The organism is Streptomyces longisporus (assembly GCF_039532765.1).
GTDB lineage: Bacteria > Actinomycetota > Actinomycetes > Streptomycetales > Streptomycetaceae > Streptomyces > Streptomyces longisporus.
This window is the reverse complement of sequence record NZ_BAAASG010000014.1, coordinates 76,760-95,869: the sequence shown is the minus strand read 5'-3', so window position 1 is coordinate 95,869 and position 19,110 is coordinate 76,760. Positions and strand designations below refer to the sequence as shown.

Annotated in this window: 20 protein-coding genes; 11 read left to right on the top strand and 9 right to left on the bottom strand. The window is 70.5% G+C overall.

The features are described 5' to 3' along the window. Window positions 1-39: 39 nt before the first annotated feature. Together ABD355_RS29365 and ABD355_RS29360 are read right to left on the bottom strand one after the other, a co-directional pair. Window positions 40-510: a GNAT family N-acetyltransferase gene (locus tag ABD355_RS29365; protein WP_344403813.1), complete on the bottom strand. Its 471-nt coding sequence runs from the start codon at window positions 508-510 to the stop codon at window positions 40-42. Window positions 511-528: 18 nt separating this feature from the next. Next, window positions 529-1,302, bottom strand: coding sequence for an IclR family transcriptional regulator domain-containing protein (locus ABD355_RS29360; protein WP_115908899.1), 774 nt, complete (start codon window positions 1,300-1,302; stop codon window positions 529-531). A gap of 155 nt (window positions 1,303-1,457) precedes the next feature. On the opposite strand from ABD355_RS29360, the gene ABD355_RS29355 reads away from it, so the two are divergent. Together ABD355_RS29355 and ABD355_RS29350 are read left to right on the top strand one after the other, a co-directional pair. Next, the gene (locus tag ABD355_RS29355; RefSeq protein ID WP_344403812.1) at window positions 1,458-2,987 is read left to right on the top strand and encodes an aldehyde dehydrogenase (NADP(+)); all 1,530 of its coding nucleotides are present in this window, start codon (window positions 1,458-1,460) and stop codon (window positions 2,985-2,987) included. A gap of 22 nt (window positions 2,988-3,009) precedes the next feature. After that, window positions 3,010-3,618, top strand: a complete 609-nt coding sequence (locus ABD355_RS29350; protein ID WP_344403811.1) for a DUF1349 domain-containing protein — start codon at window positions 3,010-3,012, stop codon at window positions 3,616-3,618. An 87-nt stretch (window positions 3,619-3,705) separates the two neighbouring features. Here the strand turns inward: ABD355_RS29350 and ABD355_RS29345 are convergent, their stop codons facing one another. Further along, entirely contained in the window at window positions 3,706-5,073 is a 1,368-nt protein-coding gene (locus tag ABD355_RS29345) for an MFS transporter (RefSeq protein WP_344403810.1), read from the bottom strand. A gap of 70 nt (window positions 5,074-5,143) precedes the next feature. Here ABD355_RS29345 and ABD355_RS29340 point away from each other — a divergent pair, with 70 nt between their 5' ends. The 4 genes from ABD355_RS29340 (at window position 5,144) to ABD355_RS29325 (ending at window position 8,577) form a co-directional block, all read left to right on the top strand. Continuing rightward, window positions 5,144-6,139, top strand: a complete 996-nt coding sequence (locus tag ABD355_RS29340; RefSeq protein ID WP_344403809.1) for a GlxA family transcriptional regulator — start codon at window positions 5,144-5,146, stop codon at window positions 6,137-6,139. Further along, complete coding sequence (locus tag ABD355_RS29335) at window positions 6,136-6,642, top strand: GNAT family N-acetyltransferase (protein WP_344403808.1); 507 nt, start codon at window positions 6,136-6,138, stop codon at window positions 6,640-6,642. Before ABD355_RS29340 ends, ABD355_RS29335 begins: the two co-directional genes overlap by 4 nt. 69 nt (window positions 6,643-6,711) lie before the next feature. After that, entirely contained in the window at window positions 6,712-7,428 is a 717-nt protein-coding gene (locus ABD355_RS29330; RefSeq protein WP_344403806.1) for a DsbA family oxidoreductase, read from the top strand. Between the two features lie 99 nt (window positions 7,429-7,527). Continuing rightward, entirely contained in the window at window positions 7,528-8,577 is a 1,050-nt protein-coding gene (locus ABD355_RS29325; RefSeq protein WP_344403804.1) for an aminotransferase class V-fold PLP-dependent enzyme, read from the top strand. Between the two features lie 82 nt (window positions 8,578-8,659). On the opposite strand, the gene thpD is transcribed toward ABD355_RS29325, so the two are convergent. The 6 genes from thpD to ABD355_RS29295 all read right to left on the bottom strand — a co-directional run bounded on the left by thpD (window position 8,660) and on the right by ABD355_RS29295 (window position 14,020). Further along, entirely contained in the window at window positions 8,660-9,547 is an 888-nt protein-coding gene (thpD, locus tag ABD355_RS29320) for an ectoine hydroxylase (RefSeq protein WP_344403802.1), read from the bottom strand. A 7-nt stretch (window positions 9,548-9,554) separates the two neighbouring features. Further along, the gene (locus ABD355_RS29315) at window positions 9,555-9,965 is read right to left on the bottom strand and encodes an ectoine synthase (RefSeq protein WP_344403799.1); all 411 of its coding nucleotides are present in this window, start codon (window positions 9,963-9,965) and stop codon (window positions 9,555-9,557) included. A gap of 30 nt (window positions 9,966-9,995) precedes the next feature. Then, entirely contained in the window at window positions 9,996-11,267 is a 1,272-nt protein-coding gene (gene ectB, locus ABD355_RS29310; protein ID WP_344403797.1) for a diaminobutyrate--2-oxoglutarate transaminase, read from the bottom strand. 93 nt (window positions 11,268-11,360) lie between these two features. After that, window positions 11,361-11,867, bottom strand: coding sequence for a diaminobutyrate acetyltransferase (ectA, locus tag ABD355_RS29305; protein ID WP_344403795.1), 507 nt, complete (start codon window positions 11,865-11,867; stop codon window positions 11,361-11,363). A gap of 318 nt (window positions 11,868-12,185) precedes the next feature. Then, entirely contained in the window at window positions 12,186-12,704 is a 519-nt protein-coding gene (locus tag ABD355_RS29300; RefSeq protein ID WP_344403793.1) for a DinB family protein, read from the bottom strand. Between the two features lie 215 nt (window positions 12,705-12,919). Continuing rightward, entirely contained in the window at window positions 12,920-14,020 is a 1,101-nt protein-coding gene (locus ABD355_RS29295) for a pyridoxal-phosphate-dependent aminotransferase family protein (protein WP_344403790.1), read from the bottom strand. Between the two features lie 189 nt (window positions 14,021-14,209). Between ABD355_RS29295 and ABD355_RS29290 the strand changes: the two genes are divergently transcribed. The 5 genes from ABD355_RS29290 (at window position 14,210) to ABD355_RS29270 (ending at window position 19,044) form a co-directional block, all read left to right on the top strand. After that, window positions 14,210-15,067 carry a transporter substrate-binding domain-containing protein gene (locus ABD355_RS29290; protein WP_344403788.1) on the top strand — a complete coding sequence of 286 codons (858 nt, stop codon included), beginning with the start codon at window positions 14,210-14,212 and terminating at the stop codon, window positions 15,065-15,067. A gap of 3 nt (window positions 15,068-15,070) precedes the next feature. Further along, window positions 15,071-15,907, top strand: a complete 837-nt coding sequence (locus ABD355_RS29285) for an amino acid ABC transporter permease (protein WP_344403786.1) — start codon at window positions 15,071-15,073, stop codon at window positions 15,905-15,907. Beyond that, window positions 15,904-16,695 (top strand): amino acid ABC transporter ATP-binding protein, encoded by a 792-nt coding sequence (locus ABD355_RS29280; RefSeq protein ID WP_344403784.1) that lies wholly within the window; start codon window positions 15,904-15,906, stop codon window positions 16,693-16,695. Before ABD355_RS29285 ends, ABD355_RS29280 begins: the two co-directional genes overlap by 4 nt. 153 nt (window positions 16,696-16,848) lie before the next feature. Continuing rightward, window positions 16,849-17,940 (top strand): amidohydrolase family protein, encoded by a 1,092-nt coding sequence (locus tag ABD355_RS29275; protein WP_344403782.1) that lies wholly within the window; start codon window positions 16,849-16,851, stop codon window positions 17,938-17,940. Between the two features lie 177 nt (window positions 17,941-18,117). Beyond that, entirely contained in the window at window positions 18,118-19,044 is a 927-nt protein-coding gene (locus ABD355_RS29270) for an SCO1860 family LAETG-anchored protein (RefSeq protein WP_344403780.1), read from the top strand. The last annotated feature ends 66 nt before the right edge of the window (window positions 19,045-19,110 follow it).

The window sequence follows — 19,110 nt, the reverse complement described above, 5'->3', positions numbered from 1 at the left end:
GTGTCCGGCTTTCTCATCGGACGCTCATCCACGGCGGTGTCAGGCGTCCAGCGCGAGCACGAACTCCTCGATCTCCTCGCCGCGCGCGTTGGCGAACCCGGAGGCCCGGGCGGTCACCCGGAATCCGCACTTGCCGAGGACCCGCAGGGAGCCGGTGTTGTCGGCGGCCGCACGGGCGTACAGCGGACGCTCGGGCACCTGGGCCACCAGCTCCCGCAGCGCCGCCGTGGCGATGCCCCGGCCCCAGTGCGCGCGGTCGATCCAGTAGGTGACCTCGCGCTCGCCCGGCTCGCCGTACACCGCGGCGCTGCCCACCACGTCACCGTCGGCCAGGACCGTGCGCAGCACGTCCCCGGAGGCCCGGATCCGTTTCCAGTGGGCCTCGAAGGCGTCCCGGTCGGCCGGGTCCTTCGGGGTGAACGCGGCCATGCGCAGCGCCTCTGGATCGTTCATCTGCCGGAAGAAGACCGGCAGATCGCTGTCGTGCACTTCACGGAGTACGACGTCCATGACGCCGAAGCCTATGAGTCAGAGCCTCCGGGTCGCCAGGGTCAGCCGGTCGCGCGCGTCGAACAGGGCGTCCTTGACCATCTGTTCATGGGCCGGGGTCAGCCGCGCCACCGGCACCGAGCAGCTGATCGCGTCGCGCGCCGGAGTGCGGTAGGGGATGGCCACTCCGAAGCAGCGCAGGCCCAGCGTGTTCTCCTCGCGGTCCACGGCGAAGCCCTGCTCCCGGACCTGGTGCAGCTCCTCGATGAGCTTCTCCCGGTCGGTGATGGTGTTCTCGGTCAGCGCCGGCAGGGTCTCCGGGAGCATCTTGCGGACCTGCTCGTCGGTGTACGTGCTCAGCAGCGCCTTGCCCAGCGAGGTGGAGTGCGCGGGCAGCCGGCGCCCCACCCGGGTGAACGGGCGCAGATAGTGCTGCGACTGCCGGGTGGCCAGGTACACCACGTTCGTGCCGTCCAGGCGGGCCAGGTGGATGGTCTCCGTGGTGTCGTCCGACAGCCGGTCCAGGGTCGGGCGGGCCGCCGCCACCACCTCGTCGCCGTCGATGTACGAGGTGCCGACCAGCAGTGCCCGCACCCCGATGCCGTACCGCGTGCCCGTCGCGTCCGTCTCCACCCAGCCCAGCTCCACCAGGGTGCGCAGCAGCATGTACAGACTGGACTTGGGATACCCGACGGCCTCCTGCACCGAAGCGAGGGAGTGCATACCGGGCCGGCCGGCGAAGTATTCGAGCAGCTCGACCGTCCGCACCGCGGACTTGACCTGTGCCCCGCCGCCTGTCTCGGCTACCGACATCGCCCTTGACCCCTTCGTTCGACGGGAAATAGTCTCCAACAGCATATTCATCATCAGAGACAGCGTTCAGTATATCGAACGACCCTGGTGGATGACCCAGATACTGCGGCAATACAAGCAGGACATACCGCAAGACATACGTGGAGGGACCCGCGGTGGCAGCAGCACCAGTCTGGAGTGTCGACCCCCGTACCGGGAAGCAGCGTGAACAGGTTGCGGTGGAGGCCACAGCCCAGGAGGTGGACACCGCCGTCCGCGCCGCACACGCCGCGCGCGGCGCCCTCGCCGACCGCGCGGTCCGCTCGGCCTTCCTGCGCACCGCCGCCGAGCAGCTGCAGGCGGCGAAGGACGGGCTCGTCGAGACCGCGGACGCCGAGACCGCGCTCGGTCCGGTCCGGCTCACCGGCGAACTCGCCCGGACCTGCTACCAGTTGCGGGCCTTCGCGGACATCGTCGACGAGGGCGCCTTCCTCGACGTGATCATCAACCACCCCGACGACACCGCGACCCCGCCCATCCCTGACCTGCGCCGCTACAAGGTGCCCCTGGGCGTCGTCGCCGTCTACTCGGCCTCCAACTTCCCCTTCGCCTTCTCCGTCGCCGGCGGCGACACCGCGAGCGCGCTCGCCGCGGGCTGCCCGGTCGTCGTCAAGGCCCACCCCGACCACCCGGCCCTGTCCGAGCTGGTCGCCAAGGTGCTGCGCCGGGCCGCCGCCGCGCACGGCATCCCCGAGGGCGTCGTCGGCCTGGTCCACGGCTTCGAGGCCGGCGTGGAGCTGGTCAAGCACCCCCTCGTCGCGGCGGCCGGCTTCACCGGTTCCGTACGGGGCGGCCGGGCCCTCTTCGACGCCGCCGCCGCACGCCCGACCCCGATCCCCTTCCACGGCGAGCTGGGCTCCCTGAACCCGGTCGTCGTCACCGAGGCCGCGGCCGCCGAGCGCGCCGAGGCCATCGGCACGGGCCTCGCCGGGTCGATGACGCTGGGCGTCGGCCAGTTCTGTGTGAAGCCGGGCCTGGTGCTCGCGCCGAGCGGTGCGGCGGGCGACCGCCTGGTCAAGTCCCTCACGGACGCGGTGAGCGACACCGACGCCGGAGTCCTGCTGGACCACCGCATGCGCGACAACTTCATCGCCGGGGTCGCCGAGCGGGCCGAGCTTCCCGAGGTCGAGTCCCCGGTGACACCGGGCGCGGGCGGCGAGCACACGGTGAGCGCCGGGTTCCTGACGGTCTCGGCGGACAAGCTGGCCGAGGAAGGCCAGTACGACCTGCTCCTGGAGGAGTGCTTCGGGCCGGTCACCGTGGTGGCCCGCTACGAGGACGAGGCCCAGGTACAGGCGGTGCTGTCGCGGCTGCCGGGCAATCTCACGGCGACGGTTCATCTGTCGTCGGAGGAGGCGGCCGGGGAGGGCCGCGGCGCGGAGCTGCTGGCCGAGCTGACGCCGCTCGCGGGCCGCGTGCTGGTGAACGGCTGGCCGACGGGAGTCGCGGTGGCCCCCGCCCAGCACCACGGCGGCCCGTACCCGGCGACCACGTCCACGTCCACGTCGGTGGGCGGCACCGCCATCGAGCGGTGGATGCGGCCGGTGACGTACCAGACGGCTCCGGAGGCGATCCTTCCGCCGGAGCTTCGGGACGACAACCCGCTGGGGCTGCCCCGGCGGTTCAACGGGCGGCTGGAGCGTTAGCGCTTCCTGAGAGACTATGCGGATGGACGTTGAACTCTCCCAACTGCCCTTCCGTCTCCGCACCTACGGCCCCAACGGGCACTGGTTGTACGAGGACGGGATCCTCAGCGGATGGGCAGGTCCCCGGCAGGACCGGTTCGTGCCGCCCACCGGGGAGGCGCTGGAGCCCGCCTCCGACGCGCCCCGGTTGCTCGGGGCGCCCGAGGGGGACTTCCAGCTGATCGCGCGCGTCACGGTCGGGTTCGCCGCGGCCTTCGACGCGGGGGTCCTGTACGTCCATGTCGGCGAGCGGGCCTGGGCCAAGCTCTGCCTGGAGTACTCCCCGGACGTGCCCACCGTCTGCACGGTGGTCACCCGGGGGCACTCCGACGACGCCAACTCCTTCACCGTGGACGGCAGTTCGGTCTGGCTCCGGGTGAGCCGCACCGGCCGCGCCTTCGCCTTCCACGCCTCCCGGGACGGCAGGCGCTGGACCTTCATCCGCCTCTTCACCCTGGGCAACGAGAAGGAGACCGGCGACGCCCTCGTCGGCTTCATGACCCAGTCACCGATGGGGGAGGGGTGTGTGGTCACGTACGACCACATAGAGTTCCGCCCCAACTGGCCGGCAGATCTGCGAGACGGAAGTTGACGCCGGTCGCCACTCCAGCCCGTCCGGCGTTCGAGGACGAGGCCCCTCAAGGGCCGAACGGGGGCCTGGGGGCGGAGCCCCCAGCGCCTACCGCAACCGAGACGTGGCCGCACCCGTCAGCGCGAGCAACCCCGCACCGATCGCCAGGCTGAGCCGCATTCCCCCGGTGAACCCATGGGACACCAGCGTCCCGAAGACGGCGATCCCCAAACCCCCCGCCACCTGCCGCGCAGCGTTGAGCACACCGGCCGCGAGCCCGGCTCGCTCCGCCGGCACCGCGTCCATCATCGCGGCCGTCAGCGGCGGCACCGTCAGCGCGCAGCCCAGGGCCAGCGGTACGAGCAGCGCGGCCGCCAGGACGGAAGACGTGCCGGCGTCGACGTACAGCAGGACCAGCAGTCCCACGACGGCCAGCCCCTGCCCCACCAGCATCGGCAGCCGCGGCCCGTACCGCCCCGCGAGCTTGCCCGCCGCCACGTTCGTCACCGCGATCAGGCCCGTCATGGGCAGGAACGCCAGCCCGGCGTGCAGCGCGGACAGGCCCTGGACCTGCTGGAAGAAGAGGGAGAAGACGAACACCACGCTGTAGAAGGCCACGCTCACCGCCGCGCCCGCCGCGACCGCCACCGCCACCGTCCGGTTGCGGAAGAGCCCGAGGGGGACGACCGGATGCGGGCTGCGGGACTCCACGCGGAAGAAGACCACGGCCGCCAGGACGGCGACGGCCAGGGCCGCCCATCCCGCCGTACCGCCCTCGATCGCCGCGAACGTCAGACCCGTGAGCGCCACCACCGCCGTCGCCTGCCCCGGCAGGTCCAGGGGTGAGGGGCGCCGTTCGGAGCGCGGGGCCCGCACGAGCAGTGCCACGATCAGCGCCCCCACCGGCAGATTGACGAAGAAGATCCCGCGCCAGTCCCACGCGGTGGTCAGCAGGCCGCCCGCCACCGGGCCGAGCGCCACCGCCACCGAACCGCCGGCGGCCCAGGCCGCCACCGCACGCGCACGGCGCTTCGGCTCCGGGTACGCCTGCCGCACCAGCGACAGCGAGGCCGGGAGCACGACGGCGGCCGCCGCGCCCTGCACCACCCGCGCGCCGATCAGTGACGGCAGGTTCGGCGCCAGCCCGCAGACCGCCGAGGCGAGCGTGAAGACCGTCGTGCCGAGCGCGAACGCGCGGCTCGCCCCCGCCCGGTCCGCGAAGGCGCCGGTGGACAGCATCAGCGCGGCGAAGGGAAGGGTGTACGCGTCCACCACCCACTGCAGGCCGGACATCCCCGCGCCGAGGGAGGAGCCGATCGCGGGCAGCGCCACGTTCACCACGGACGCGTCGAGGCAGATCAGCGCGAAGCCGAGCAGGGCGGCGGTGAGGGTGAGCCCGGGAGAAGGCCGCTCGGACGTCAACTCCCCTTCGGTGAGGGCGGGTTGTACGTCCTTGAGGATCCGGTCGGTCGACATGACTCCATGCTGCGGATCCGGGCCGTCGTACAGTAGTGGCCCGAATGCCATGCACCCGGAGGTTCTGGCCATGTCCGACCGGCTCGCCCCGCACCGCATCGCCGTGATCGCGCCGTCGCCCGTCTCGATGTTCAACCTGGCCATCCCCGAGCTGCTGTTCGGCAAGGTCGAGGTGGCCGGGCGGCCGGGCTACGACGTGGTCATCTGCGCCGCCGAGCCAGGGCCCGTACCCACCAGCGGAGGGCTCGACCTGTATGTGCGCGACGGGCTGGAGGCCGTGCGGGAGGCGGACACGGTGGTCGTGGCCGGCACGGGCGCGCCCTACGAGCCGGACCCGCGGATCGTGGCCGCCGTCCGCGAGGCCGCCGACGCCGGCAAGCGGATCGCGTCCCTGTGCACCGGCGCCTTCCAACTCGCCGAGGCGGGCCTGCTCCAGGGCCGCAAGGCGACGACGTACTGGGCACACGCCGAAGAACTGCGCCGGCGCTACCCGCAGGTCGACCTCCAGGGAGACGTGCTGTACGTCCAGGACGGCCCGTACGTCACGGCGTCCGGCTACGCCGCCGGCATCGACCTCTGTCTGCACGTCATCCGCACCGACTACGGCGCCGCCGTCGCCAATGAGGTCGCCCGGCTCGCCCTCGTCGCCCCCGTACGGCCGGGCGGCCAGACCCAGTTCACGCACACCCCGCTGCCGCCCGAGCGCGGCACCGTCTGCGCCGACACCCGCGGCTGGGCCATGCGCAACCTCGACAAGCCACTCACCCTGACCGACCTGGCCCGCCACGCGGGCGTCTCGGTGCGCACCCTCACCCGTCGCTTCCACGCCGAGAGCGGCGTCAGCCCCCTGCAGTGGCTGCTGCACCAGCGCATCGAGCGCGCCAAAGAGCTCCTGGAGACCACCACCCTGCCCATGGACCAGGTGGCCCGCGCCTGCGGCCTGGGCACGGCCGACTCCCTGCGGACCCATGTGGTCAGGCGCACCGGCCTGACCCCGAGCGCCTACCGGGCCCAGTTCACCCGCCTGGGAACCGAGGCCGCCGCGGCCGCGTCCTCCGCTGCATGATCAGAGCGAACCGGACCGTCGACTCCCTGGTGATCAGAACCGCGCTGCCGGCCGAGGCCGCGGCCGTCGCCGCCCTGCATGTGCGCGCCCGGGCCACCTACTACCCGGACGGCCTGCCGGACGACGGCTTCGACTGGCAGGCCGTCTGGAGGCAGGCCATCGAGCGCCCCGACGGCCAGGTGCTGTGCGCGGTCCGCGACGCCCGCCTGGTCGGCATCGCCTCCTTCCGTACTCCGGAGGGCGCCCCGGCAGACACGGTCAAGCTCTTCCAGTTCCACGTCGACCCCGACCACTGGCGTTCCGGCATCGGTACGGCCCTGCACACCGCCTGCGCCGACCAGTGGCGGGCCGACGGCAGGCGCACGGCCGTCCTCGACGTGCACGTCGACAACCAGCGCGCCCAGGCCTTCTACGCCCGTCGGGGCTGGGTCCCGGACCCGGAGCACCCGCCCGCCGAGGGCGACCATCACCTCTTCCTGTGCTTGCCGGTGCCCGGGGAATGATCCCCACTGCTTGAACGTTCACCCACTCGGCGGAGGCGGCCTCCGTAGCCCGAACGAGCTGGAGAGAACATGAAGGTCGAGATCTGGTCGGACATAGCGTGCCCCTGGTGCTACGTGGGCAAGGCCCGCTTCGACAAGGCCCTCGGCGCGTTCCCGCACCGCGACCAGGTCGAGGTCGTGCACCGCTCCTTCGAGCTGGACCCGGGGCGCGCCAAGGGCGACGTCCAGCCGGTGATCACGATGCTCACCAAGAAGTACGGGATGAGCGAGGCGCAGGCGCAGGCCGGCGAGGAGAACCTGGGGGCGCAGGCCGCGGCCGAGGGCCTTGAGTACCGTACGCGGGACCGCGACCACGGCAACACCTTCGACATGCACCGCCTGCTGCACTTCGCCAAGGAGCAGGGCAGGCAGGACGAGCTGATCCAGCTCCTCTACCGGGCGAACTTCGCCGAGGAGCGGTCCGTCTTCAGCGAGGGCGACGAGCGGCTGGTGGAGCTGGCCGTCGCCGCCGGTCTGGAGGCCGAGGACGCCCGCAAGGTGCTCGCCGACCCGGCCGCGTACGCCGACGAGGTCCGCGCCGACGAGCGCGAGGCCGCGCAGCTCGGCGCGGGCGGTGTGCCGTTCTTCGTGCTCGACCGCAAGTTCGGCGTCTCGGGGGCCCAGCCCGCCGAGGTCTTCACCCAGGCGCTGACCCAGGCGTGGGGCGAGCGCTCACCGCTGCAGCTGATCGACCAGGGTGACGCGGACGCCTGCGGTCCCGACGGGTGCGCGGTGCCGCAGCACTGAGAAAGCGTGCAGGTCGGGGCGTATCTATAAGCGTTGCTTGGTGAAACCACGTAAAAATCGGCAATGGACTATGGGTTCTCGCGGGCTCACAGTGGATCCATGGAGACCTTCGAGAGCCTCGTCCGTGCCGAGTTCGCCCCGAAGAACACCTATCTGAACACCGCGAGCACCGGGCTGCTGCCGGCGCGCACCGTGGCCGCCATGCGCATCGCCGTGGAGGCGGCCGCGGCCGGTGATCCGACCGACATGTTCGCGGACGTCGAGGCGAGCCGTGCCTGTTTCTCGCGGCTCGTCGGGGTGCCCGAGCGCCGGGTGGCGGCCGGGGCCTCGGTCGCCGTCTACAGCGGGCTGATCGCCGCCTCCCTGCCGGAGGGCGCCGAAGTCCTCACCGCCGAGGGCGACTTCAGCTCCGTGGTGAACCCCTTCCACGTCCGTTCCGACCTCAAGGTGCGCAACGTGCCGCTGGAGCGCGTCGCCGAGTCCGTGCGGCCCGGCACCACCCTGGTCGCGGTCAGCGCCGCCCAGTCCGCCGACGGGCGCGTGGCCGATCTGCCCGCGATCCGGCAGGCGGCGCGCGAGCACGGAGCCCGCACGTACGTCGACGCGTCCCAGGCCGCCGGATGGCTGGACTTCGACGCGGACGCGTACGACTACTGCGCCGCCGTCGCCTTCAAATGGCTCGTCTGCCCGCGGGGCGTGGCCTTCCTCGTCGTACCGGAGGACCTCGGCGGACTCACCCCGCTGTTCGCCGGGTGGGTGGCGGGGGAGCGGCCCTGGGACGCCTGTTACGGCCCCATCGACGAACTCGCCCACTCCGCACGGCGGTTCGACGAGAGTCCCGCCCTCTTCTCCTACGCCGGCGCCCGCCGATCCCTGGAACTCCTGGAGGAACTCGGCACGGACGCCGTACGCGCCCACGACCTCGCCCTCGCCGACCGCTTCCGCGCGGGCCTGGCCTCCCTCGGCCACGAGCCCGTCCCCTCGCCCGGCTCCCCGATCGTCTCGGTCCCCGAACTGGGGCGCCGCCAGGGCGAGTTGAGCAGCGCCGGAGTGGAGGTCTCCGACCGCGCGGGCAACCTGCGTGCCGCCTTCCACCTGTACAACACCGCGGCCGATGTCGACCGCCTGCTGGACGTCCTGTCCGACTGAACCCCGGCGCGCGGCGCACTGGAGCGGGCGGCGTCACTGTCGTGGCGGTGAAGCCTGTGACGCCGCCCGCTCCAGAATGAGATCACCGGACGGGAGTGAAGTCCCTCGCCCCGATGAACTCAGGACGCCGGATCGGCGCCGCGAACGGCTCGACCGCCGCGTTCTCCACGCTGTTGAACACGATGAACACGTTGCTGCGCGGGAACGGCGTGATGTTGTCGCCCGAGCCGTGCATGCAGTTGCAGTCGAACCAGGTCGCCGAGCCGGCCCTGCCCGTGAACAGCTTGATGCCGTACTCGCTCGCCATCGCGGTCAGCGCCTCGTCCGAGGGTGTGCCCGCGTCCTGCATCTGCAGCGACTGCTTGTAGTTGTCCTTGGGCGTCGCTCCCGCACACCCGAGGAACGTCTTGTGCGACCCCGGCATGATCATGAGGCCACCGTTGGTGTCGTAGTTCTCGGTCAGCGCGATCGAGACGGACACCGTGCGCATGTTCGGCAGGCCGTCCTCGGCGTGCCAGGTCTCGAAGTCCGAGTGCCAGTAGAAGCCGCTGGCCCCGAAGCCCGGCTTGACGTTGATCCGCGACTGGTGGACGTACACGTCCGAGCCGAGGATCTGCCGTGCCCGGCCGACGACCCGCTCGTCGCGCACGAGATTCGCGAACACCTCGCTGATCTTGTGCACCTCGAAGACGGAGCGGATCTCCTTGGACTTCGGCTCGATGATCGAGCGCTCGTCGGCCCGGATCGCCGGGTCGGTGACGAGGCGCTCCAGCTCCTGCCGGTAGACGGCGACTTCGTCGTCGGTGATGAGCTGGTCGATGGCCAGGAAGCCGTCGCGCTCGAACGACTGCAGGTCGCCGGTCGTGATCGGGCCCGGTGTGTCGGGGGAGCCCCACACGACGGGGTCCTGGCGCGGGGTCGACACCTCGGTGGTGCCGCGGCTGGGATAGAGATCGGTGACGGTGGTCATGGTGATGTCACACCTCCTCGGGCTCGGGCTCGGTGAGCAGCGGGTAGACGCCGTTCTCGTCGTGGTCCTCCCGGCCGGTCACGGGCGGGTTGAAGACACAGATGCAGCGGAAGTCCTCCTTGATCCGCATCGTGTGCCGCTCGTGCCCGTCGAGGAGGTACATGGTGCCGGGCGTGATCGTGTACTTCTGCCCGGTCTCGTCGTCGGTGAGCTCGGCCTCGCCCTCGACGCACACGACGGCCTCGATGTGGTTCGCGTACCACATCGACGTCACCGTACCCGCGTACAGAATCGTCTCGTGCAGGGAGAAGCCGACCCTCTCCTTGGCGAGGACGATGCGTTTGCTCTCCCATGTGCCGGACGCGGCCTTCACATGCCGGTCGGTGCCTTCGATGTCCTTGAACGAACGGACGATCACGGTGCTTGCACTACTCCTTGCTGGTCGTTGCTAGAGGGTTTCGCGTACGGCGCGGGCGAGGATGCTGAGCCCCTCGTCCATCTCGTCGGCCGTGACGGTGAGCGCCGGGAGGAGCTTGACGACCTCGCTCTCGGGGCCCGACGTCTCGATGAGCAGCCCGAGTTCGAAGGCGCGCTTCGCGATCCGGCCGGCCCGGCCCTTGTCGTGGAACTCCAGGCCCCACACGAGTCCGCGTCCGCGGTACTCCTTGACGTCGGCCGAGTTCTCCTCGGCGATCGCGGCCAGCGTCTGCTCGACCTGCTCGCCGCGCGCCCGGGTCTGCTTCTCCATCGCGGACCCGTCCGCCCAGTACGCCTCCAGGGCGGCGGTGGCCGTGACGAAGGCGGGGTTGTTGCCGCGGAAGGTGCCGTTGTGCTCGCCCGGCTCCCAGATGTCCAGCTCGGGCTTGAACAGGCACAGCGACATGGGCAGTCCGTAGCCGCTGATGGACTTGGAGACGGTGACGATGTCCGGGGTGATCCCGGCCTCCTCGAATGAGAAGAAGGCCCCCGTCCGCCCGCAGCCCATCTGGATGTCGTCGACGATGAGCAGCATGTCCTGGCGCTCGCACAGCTCGGACAGCGCCCGCAGCCACTCGGGCCGCGCGACGTTGATGCCGCCCTCGCCCTGCACGGTCTCGACGATCACAGCGGCCGGCTTGTTGAGCCCGGACCCCTGGTCCTCCAGCAGCCGCTCGAACCACAGGAAGTCCGGCACCTTGCCGTCGAAGTAGTTGTCGAACGGCATGGGCGTGCCGTGGACGAGCGGGATGCCGGCCCCGGCCCGCTTGAAGGCGTTCCCGGTGACGGCGAGGGAGCCGAGGGACATGCCGTGGAAGGCGTTGGTGAACGAGACGATGGCCTCGCGCCCCTTGACCTTCCGCGCCAGTTTCAGGGCCGACTCGACGGCATTCGTACCCGTCGGGCCCGGGAACATGACCTTGTACGGCAGGTCGCGCGGCCGCAGCACCAGGTCCTGGAAGGTCTGCAGGAAGGAACGCTTGGCGGTGGTCGACATGTCGAGCCCGTGCGTGACGCCGTCCCGCTCCAGGTAGTCGATCAACGCCCGTTTCAGGACGGGGTTGTTGTGGCCGTAGTTCAGTGAGCCCGCTCCGGCGAAGAAGTCCAGGTACTCATGGCCGTCCTCGTCGTACATACGGCTGCCGTGCGCACGGTCGAAGACGGTGGGCCAGCCGCGGCAGTAGCTGCGCACCTCGGACTCGAGGGTCTCGAAGACGCTGAGGTCGGGCTGGGTGATGGTCACGACGAATCGCTCCTCGTTGCGTGGGGGGAGTGCGTGTGGGTCGTCAGTGGGGTGGGTCATCGGTGCCGTCATCGGTGTGGTCGTCCGCGTCGGTCAGAGGGAGAGGGGACCGATGCGGTACAGGACTTCGGGGTCGTGCGGCCCGTCGGGGAACAGGCCCTCGTCGAACAGCACCTCGCGCTCCACGAGGGCGCCGTGCCGCTCGGCGAACGAGGTGAACAGGTGCTCGGAGCCGGTGTTGCCGGGCGTGATGGTGGTCTCGACGGCGGTGATCCGGTGCGCCGCACCGGCCCGTGCGACGACCTCGTCGAGCAGGGCGCCGGCCAGGCCGCGCCCGCGGTACGCCTCGTCCACGGCCACCTGCCACACCAGCAGGGTGCGCGGGCGGTCCGGCCGTACGTACGCGGTGACGAAGCCGACCGGCTCCCCGCGCCCGTCGCGGGCCACGGCCGAGGTGGCCGCGAAGTCGCGACACCACAGCAGATAGCTGTACGACGAGTTCAGGTCGAGGGCCTTCGAGTCCTTGGCAATCCGCCACAACGCGGCTCCGTCCGCGACCTGCGGACGGTCGATGTGCAGATCTGCTTGAGCGGCAGTCATGCGGATTTAATTTACCGAGGGAAATTCGAAATTGCATCGCTGGTGAGGGTTACGCACGGCGGACCTATGTGTTATCACGCGGGCGCGAGCGGTCGCATGAGGCGGAGGCGATACCTGGGTTATTGTCCGGAAAATACCGGGCAAATCGACCCCGATGTGTAACGCGTCACAAGCAGGTAACCCCCACGAGATCTGCCCGAATTCCCCCGCTTGGTGTTCGCGAAATCTTTGCGTTTAGGCCGGGGAAAAGCGGGCAGAAGAATACGGGAAGCTGTGCAGAAGTGAATTCCTGAATTACACCCGGAGTTGGCCCTGGAATTAGTAGCCGGTTACTCCGTCGATCCGTTCCCGCAAGATATCGGCGTGCCCGTTGTGGCGGGCGTACTCCTCGATCATATGAATGAAGACCCAGCGCAGACTGACCTCCAGCCCCGCCATGGGCCCGTCGACGAGCCGCCCGGTGTCGTCCAGCGGCCGCCCGGCACACAGCTCCCGCCCGCGCGCGATCTCCCGGCGCCATACGTTCAGCGCCTCGTCGAGCCCGCGCGCCGGGTCGAGCACGTACCCGGTCTCCTCGCCGAACACCGGTGGTACGTCGAGCCCGCCGACCACCCGCTGGAACCAGTTCCGCTCGACCTCGGCGAGGTGCTGCACCAGCCCGAGCAGCGTGAGCGCCGAGGGCTCGGCGGACGCGGTCCGCACCTGCGCGTCGTCCAACTCCGCGCACTTCAGGGCCAGGGTGCCCCGGTGAAAGTCGAGCCAGCTTTCGAGCATGGGGCGCTCGTCACCGGTGAGGTGGGGGACGGGACGCCCGTCGGGAAGAGTCAGGTCAGTCATGGGGGTGAGCATGGCACCTGTGCACGCACTCGGGGCTGCCGCCCCCAGACCCCCGTTCGGCCTGAACGGCCTCGTCCTCAAACGCCGGACGGGCTGAAAAGATCAAACCCCGGCCGGCGAAAACTCAGCCCCTCCGGCGTTTGAGGAGCGGGGGTCCGGGGGCTGGCCCCCGGGTCGGGACGGGCAGGGGCGGCGGGGGCGAAAAGGTGCGGCGGTCACCCCCAGCTCTGCTCCACGGCCCGTCGAGCCCCCGCAAGATCAACCGTCACCCCCCGCTCGGCCAGCGCCCCGCCCAGCGCCGCCAGGCACCCCTGCACCGCCTCCACCGAAGCATCCACCCCGTAGTGATTGACCCGAACCATCTCCTTGGCCAACGCACCCCCACCCGCCGCCAACGGCAGCGAAGGCTCACCCTCCAGCGCCCGAGCCACCACCTCAGACGCCACCACCCCGGCAGGAACCCTCAGCGTCGTGGCCACCGGCGCAGCCTCCCGTGCCTCGTACACATACGGCTCCAGCCCCCCACCGAGAGCCACCGCCCCCGCCCGGGTCGCCGCCGCGGCAGCCGCATGCCGGGCCATGACGACAGCCGGCCCCACCGTCTCGATCCGCTCGACACACGCCTCCAGCGCCAGCATCTCCAGCTGAGCCGGCGCATGCAGCAGCGCCTTCCGCCCGCCGTCGACCCACCGCTGCTTCCAGTCGAGCAGCGACAGATACGACCGACGCGGCGCCCGCGGATTGGCGGCCATCCGCGCCCACGCCCGCTCGCTCACCGACACCGCCGACACCCCCGCCGGCCCGCCCATCGCCTTCTGCGCCCCGATGACGCACAGATCCACACCCCACGCGTCCGGCAGCACCGGCTCGGCCCCGATGGAGGCGACGGCGTCCAGATAGAACAGCGCCCCCTGCTCCCGTACGACCTCCCCGATCTCCGCGACGGGGTTGGTGTTTCCGGTCGCCGCCTCCGCATGCACCAGCGACACGAAGTCGATCTCGGGCCGCTCGGCGAACGCGGCCCGGATCTGCTCGGCGGTGACCGCCGTATGGAAGGGCACCGCCAGGTCGATCACCGTCGCCCCGCAGTCCCGCAGCCAGTTCCCGAAGGTCTGCCCGTACGGACCCGTGATGACGTTCAGTGCCACCGTCCCCGGCCCGGCGGTCGCGCGAATCGCCCCCTCCAGCGGCAGCAGCGCCTCACCCTGCATGATCACGACGTCCTGCTCGGTGCCGAGGAGCCGCGCCACCCGGTCCTCGATCGTCGCGAAGTGCGCGGCACTCATCGGGGGCAGATCGAGGAAAGGGTGGGTCACGGCGGTGCTCTCTTCGTTCACGAGTGGTCGGCTCGGTCGAGGGTATCCACCACCCGAGACCCCACTCCCGCCCCTCCTGCAACTTGCGACTTCTTAGGCCGGACAGCCCCGCAACCATCGGTTTGATTTGAGAGACCCAAACATCTCCTTATAATCGGAACCCTCAGTTCCCACACAGGAGGCCACCCCGTGAAGACGTTCTCCGGGCGCCGGACCCGCATCCTGGCCGCCACCACCGCGACGGCCGGGCTGGTGCTCGTGGCCGCTTGTACCTCGACGGGCAACGGCGGCAGCGGCAGCAAGACCGCCGCCGGCGGCGTCCAACTCGTCAAGGCCGGACAGCTCACCACCTGCACCCACCTGCCGTACCCGCCCTTCCAGTCGGAGATCAACGGCAAGGTGCAGGGCTTCGACGTGTCGCTGATCGACCTCGTCGCCAAGGACCTGGGCGTCAAGCAGCAGATCCTCGACACGCCGTTCGAGAACTTCAAGACCGGCGCCTTCCTCAACTCCGGCGAGTGCGACGTGGCCGCGGCCGGCATGACCATCACCGCCGAGCGCAAGAAGAACGTCGACTTCTCGGACCCCTACTTCGACGCCACCCAGGCCCTCCTGGTCGACAAGAGCAGCGGCATCACCTCGCTCGCCGACGCGAAGGCCAAGAAGGTCAAACTCGGCGCCCAGGCACAGACCACCGGCGAGGACTACGCGAAGAAGCAGGGCTTCGACCCGGTCTCCTTCGAGTCCTCCGACGCCGTCCTCAACGGCCTGCGCACCGGCCAGGTCAAGGCCGTCATCATCGACTATCCGGTGGTCCAGGGCTGGCTCAAGGACAAGGCCAACGCGGACAAGTTCAAGGTGGCCGACAACCTCAACACCGGTGAGCAGTACGGCTTCACGGTGAAGAAGGGCAACACCAAGCTCCTCGCCGCCATCAACAAGGCGATCAAGGACGCCAAGGCCGACGGCACGTACAAGAAGCTGTACGAGAAGTGGATCGGCCCGTACAACCCCACCGCCGCCTCCCCGTCCCCCGCCGCGTCCTGACCCATGAGCACTGACACGGACGTACAACTCCAGCCCAGGAAAAAGGGTCTGACGCGCAGTCAGAAGCGTAGTCTGTCGCGCGGCGCGCAGTACGTCGTCTTCGTCGCCGCCGTGATCGCCTTCGCGGTCTCGGCGGACTGGGGGCGGCTGAAGAACCAGTTCGCGCAGGGCAGCATCGCCCGGCAGATGTTCCCGGACGTCATCACGATGGCGCTGAAGAACACCGTGCTGTACACGCTGTCCGGCTTCGTCGTCGGCCTGGCGCTCGGCATGGTGATCGCGCTGATGCGGCTGTCCTCCGTGGGCCCGTACCGCTGGCTGGCCGGCATCTACATCGAGATCTTCCGCGGCCTGCCCGCCCTGCTGATCTTCATCTTCATCGGAGTCGCCGTCCCGCTGGCCTTCCCCGGTACGGAGATCGTCGGCGGCACCTACGGCAAGGTGGCCCTGGCGCTCGGCCTGGTCGCCGCCGCCTACATGGCCGAGACGATCCGCGCGGGCATCCAGGCGGTGCCCAAGGGCCAGATGGAGGCGGCCCGTTCGCTGGGCTTCTCGCCGGGCCGCGCCATGGTCTCGATCATCATCCCGCAGGCCTTCCGCATCATCCTGCCGCCGCTGACCAACGAGCTCGTCCTGCTCTTCAAGGACTCCTCGCTCGTCCTGTTCCTCGGCGTCACCCTGGAGGAGCGCGAACTGTCCAAGTACGGCCGTGACCTGGCCAGTACGACCGCCAACTCCACGCCGATCCTGGTCGCGGGCCTGTGCTACCTGCTGATCACCATCCCGCTCGGCTTCGTCGTACGCCGTATGGAGGCCAAGGCCCAGGAGGCCGTCAAATGAGCCGTCCGGAAATCGAAGTACGCGGCCTGCACAAGTCCTTCGGCGACAACGAGGTGCTGCGCGGCATCGACCTGGAGATCGGCCAGGGCGAGGTCGTCTGCGTCATCGGCCCGTCCGGTTCGGGCAAGTCGACCCTGCTGCGCTGTGTGAACCTGCTGGAGGAGCCCACCAAGGGCCGGGTCTTCGTCGGCGGCACCGAACTCACCGACCCGGACGTCGACATCGACGCCGTACGCCGCCGTATCGGCATGGTCTTCCAGCAGTTCAACCTCTTCCCGCACCTCACGGTGACCGAGAACCTCACGCTGCCGCAGCGCCGGGTGCTCGGACGGGACAAGGCGAAGGCCGCACAGGTGGCGGCCGAGAACCTGGCGCGCGTGGGCCTGTCCGAGAAGGCGGACGCCTACCCCGCCTCCCTCTCCGGCGGCCAGCAGCAGCGCGTGGCGATCGCCCGCTCGCTGTCCATGGGCCCCGAGGTGATGCTGTTCGACGAGCCGACCTCGGCGCTCGACCCCGAGCTGGTCGGGGACGTACTGGCCGTGATGCGCATGCTCGCCGACGAGGGCATGACCATGATGGTCGTCACCCACGAGATGACCTTCGCCCGCGAGGTCGCCGACCGGGTCGTCTTCATGGACGGCGGCACCATCGTCGAGGACGGCACCCCCGACCAGGTCATCGGCGCCCCCGTCCACGACCGCACCCGCCACTTCCTGTCCCGGCTGCTCGACCCGGCGATGGCCCAGGTGGAGGAGGAGACCTCGGACCAGGTGGGCGGGGCCGGCTGACGGACGGCGACCTGACCGTCGAGGGCAACATCTTCCGAGGTGCTGCGCGGACGGTGACGACGACCCGCGCGGCTTCGGCGCCCCCGGGGTGCACGGCGGCCGGCTGCTGAGCCGGATCGGGGAGGGGCTGCCCGCCGTCCTAGGCTGAGGCCCATGAGCGATCGCGCGGTGCTGCATGTGAAGGGCAGGGTCCTCGTCGGACCCGAGGACGTCCGGGACGAGCTGTGGGTGGTCGACGGCCGCATCTCCTACGACCGTCCCGGCGGCGCGGACGACGTCCGTACCGTCGAGGGCTGGGCCCTCCCCGGACTCGTCGACGCCCACTGCCACGTGGGCCTCGGCCCGCACGGGCCGGTCGAGCAGGACGTCGCCGAGAAGCAGGCGCTCACCGACCGCGAGGCGGGCACCCTGCTCATCCGCGACGCGGGCTCGCCCTCGGACACCCGCTGGGTCGACGACCGCGAGGACCTTCCGAAGATCATCCGGGCCGGACGCCACATCGCCCGCACCCGCCGCTACATGCGCAACTACGCCTGGGAGATCGAGCCGGACGAACTGACCGCCTACGTCGCCCAGGAGGCCCGCCGCGGCGACGGCTGGGTGAAGCTGGTCGGCGACTGGATCGACCGCGACCTCGGCGACCTGGCCCCCAGCTGGCCCCGGGAGGCCGTGGAGGCGGCCATCGCCGAGGCCCACCGCCTCGGCGCCCGCGTCACCGCGCACTGCTTCGCCGAGAACTCCCTCCAGGACCTGGTCGAGGCGGGCATCGACTGCATCGAGCACGCCACGGGCCTGACCGACGACCTGATCCCCCTCTTCGCCGCGCGCGGCGTCGCGATCGTCCCCACCCTCGTCAACATCGCGACCTTCCCGCAGCTCGCCGACGGCGGCGAGGACAAGTTCCCCAAGTGGTCGGCGCATATGCGGCGGCTCCACGAGCGCCGCTACGACACCGTGCGCAACGCCTACGACGCCGGCATCCCCGTCTACGTCGGCACCGACGCCGGCGGCCACCTCGCGCACGGCCTGGTGGCGGGCGAGGTGGCGGAGCTGGTCACCGCCGGCATCCCGCCCGTCGAGGCGCTGTCGGCGACCACCTGGGGCGCGCGGAAGTGGCTCGGCCGCCCCGGTCTGGAGGAGGGGGCCCCGGCCGACCTCGTGGTGTACGAGAGTGATCCCCGGGCCGACGTACGTGTACTCGAGGCGCCTCGGCGGGTAGTGGTGAACGGACACGTCGTCGGCTGACCGGCGTGGGCACAAGGCGATACGGCGGTGAAAGAGTGGAACGCCTGTGCCTGGGGATTCGAAAATGTTCACGGCGAACGCACGATGGGGTGAAGTGGCGCCGGAATGCGGTCAGGGCACCCCTGGTGCGCAATTCTTGACGGGTCCCGAGCAAGAATCCTCTGAGGGGTCCCCACCTTGAACGGCAAGAACTTCCGCATGCCTGCACGCCGTCTCGCCACCGTCGCGACGGCCACGGCCCTCGCCGCAGGTCCCGCGGCGCTGGCCGGCGCGGGCGCCGCGCACGCGACCGGCGAGCAGGGCCGGGCGAGCGCCGTCGTGCTGCGCACCGGGCTCGACGTCTCCCTGCTCAACAAGACCGTGAACGTCCCCCTTGCGGTCTCGCTCAACCAGGTCGAGGCGCCGGAGAGCGCCGAGAAGACGGCGCTGAGCGCCAAGCTGGACGGCGTCAACGGCGGCAGGGCCTTCAGCGTGCTGGACGCAAGGACGGCGAAGTCCGCGGCGAGCGTCACCTCCACCAGGGCCGAGGGCTACGCCGACCTCGCCCACGCCGGCGTCCATGTGCCGGGGCTGCCGCTGCTGTCCCTCATCGAGCTGGAGCAGGTCACCTCGAAGGCGGTCTGCGAGGCCGGGAAGAAGCCCGTCGCCTCCTCGAACCTCGGCGGCTCGGTGACCGTTCTGGGCAAGAAGGTCACCCTGACGACCGGCGGCAGCACGCAGGTCAAGGCGGCCGGCATCGGTGAGGTGCGTCTTGACCTGTCGAGGACGGAGACCACCTCGCGAACGGCGGCCGCCACCGCCCTTGAACTCAAGGTGTCCGTCAACCCGTTGAAGCTGAATGTGGCCGATGTGGAGGGCACCGTCACGCTGGCCAAGGCGACCTGCGAGGCGCCTGCGGCGGGTGGGCAGGGGGCGGCGGCGCCGGGCCCTGCGGGTGGCTCCGGCGCCAACCGTGGCACCGGCGGCGCCAAGGCGCAGGGCGGGGAGTCCGGACTTGCCGAGACCGGCAGCAACTCCATGACGCCGTATATCGCGGGTGGCGCGATCGCCCTGGTCTTGGCGGGCGGGGGAGCGGTGGCGCTGGCGCGGCGGGGTCGTAGCTGAGCGCTCCGCTCCGCGGGGACGGGCCGTCTTTTGTCTGCGGACTGTGGGGGCTGGTCGCGCAGTTCC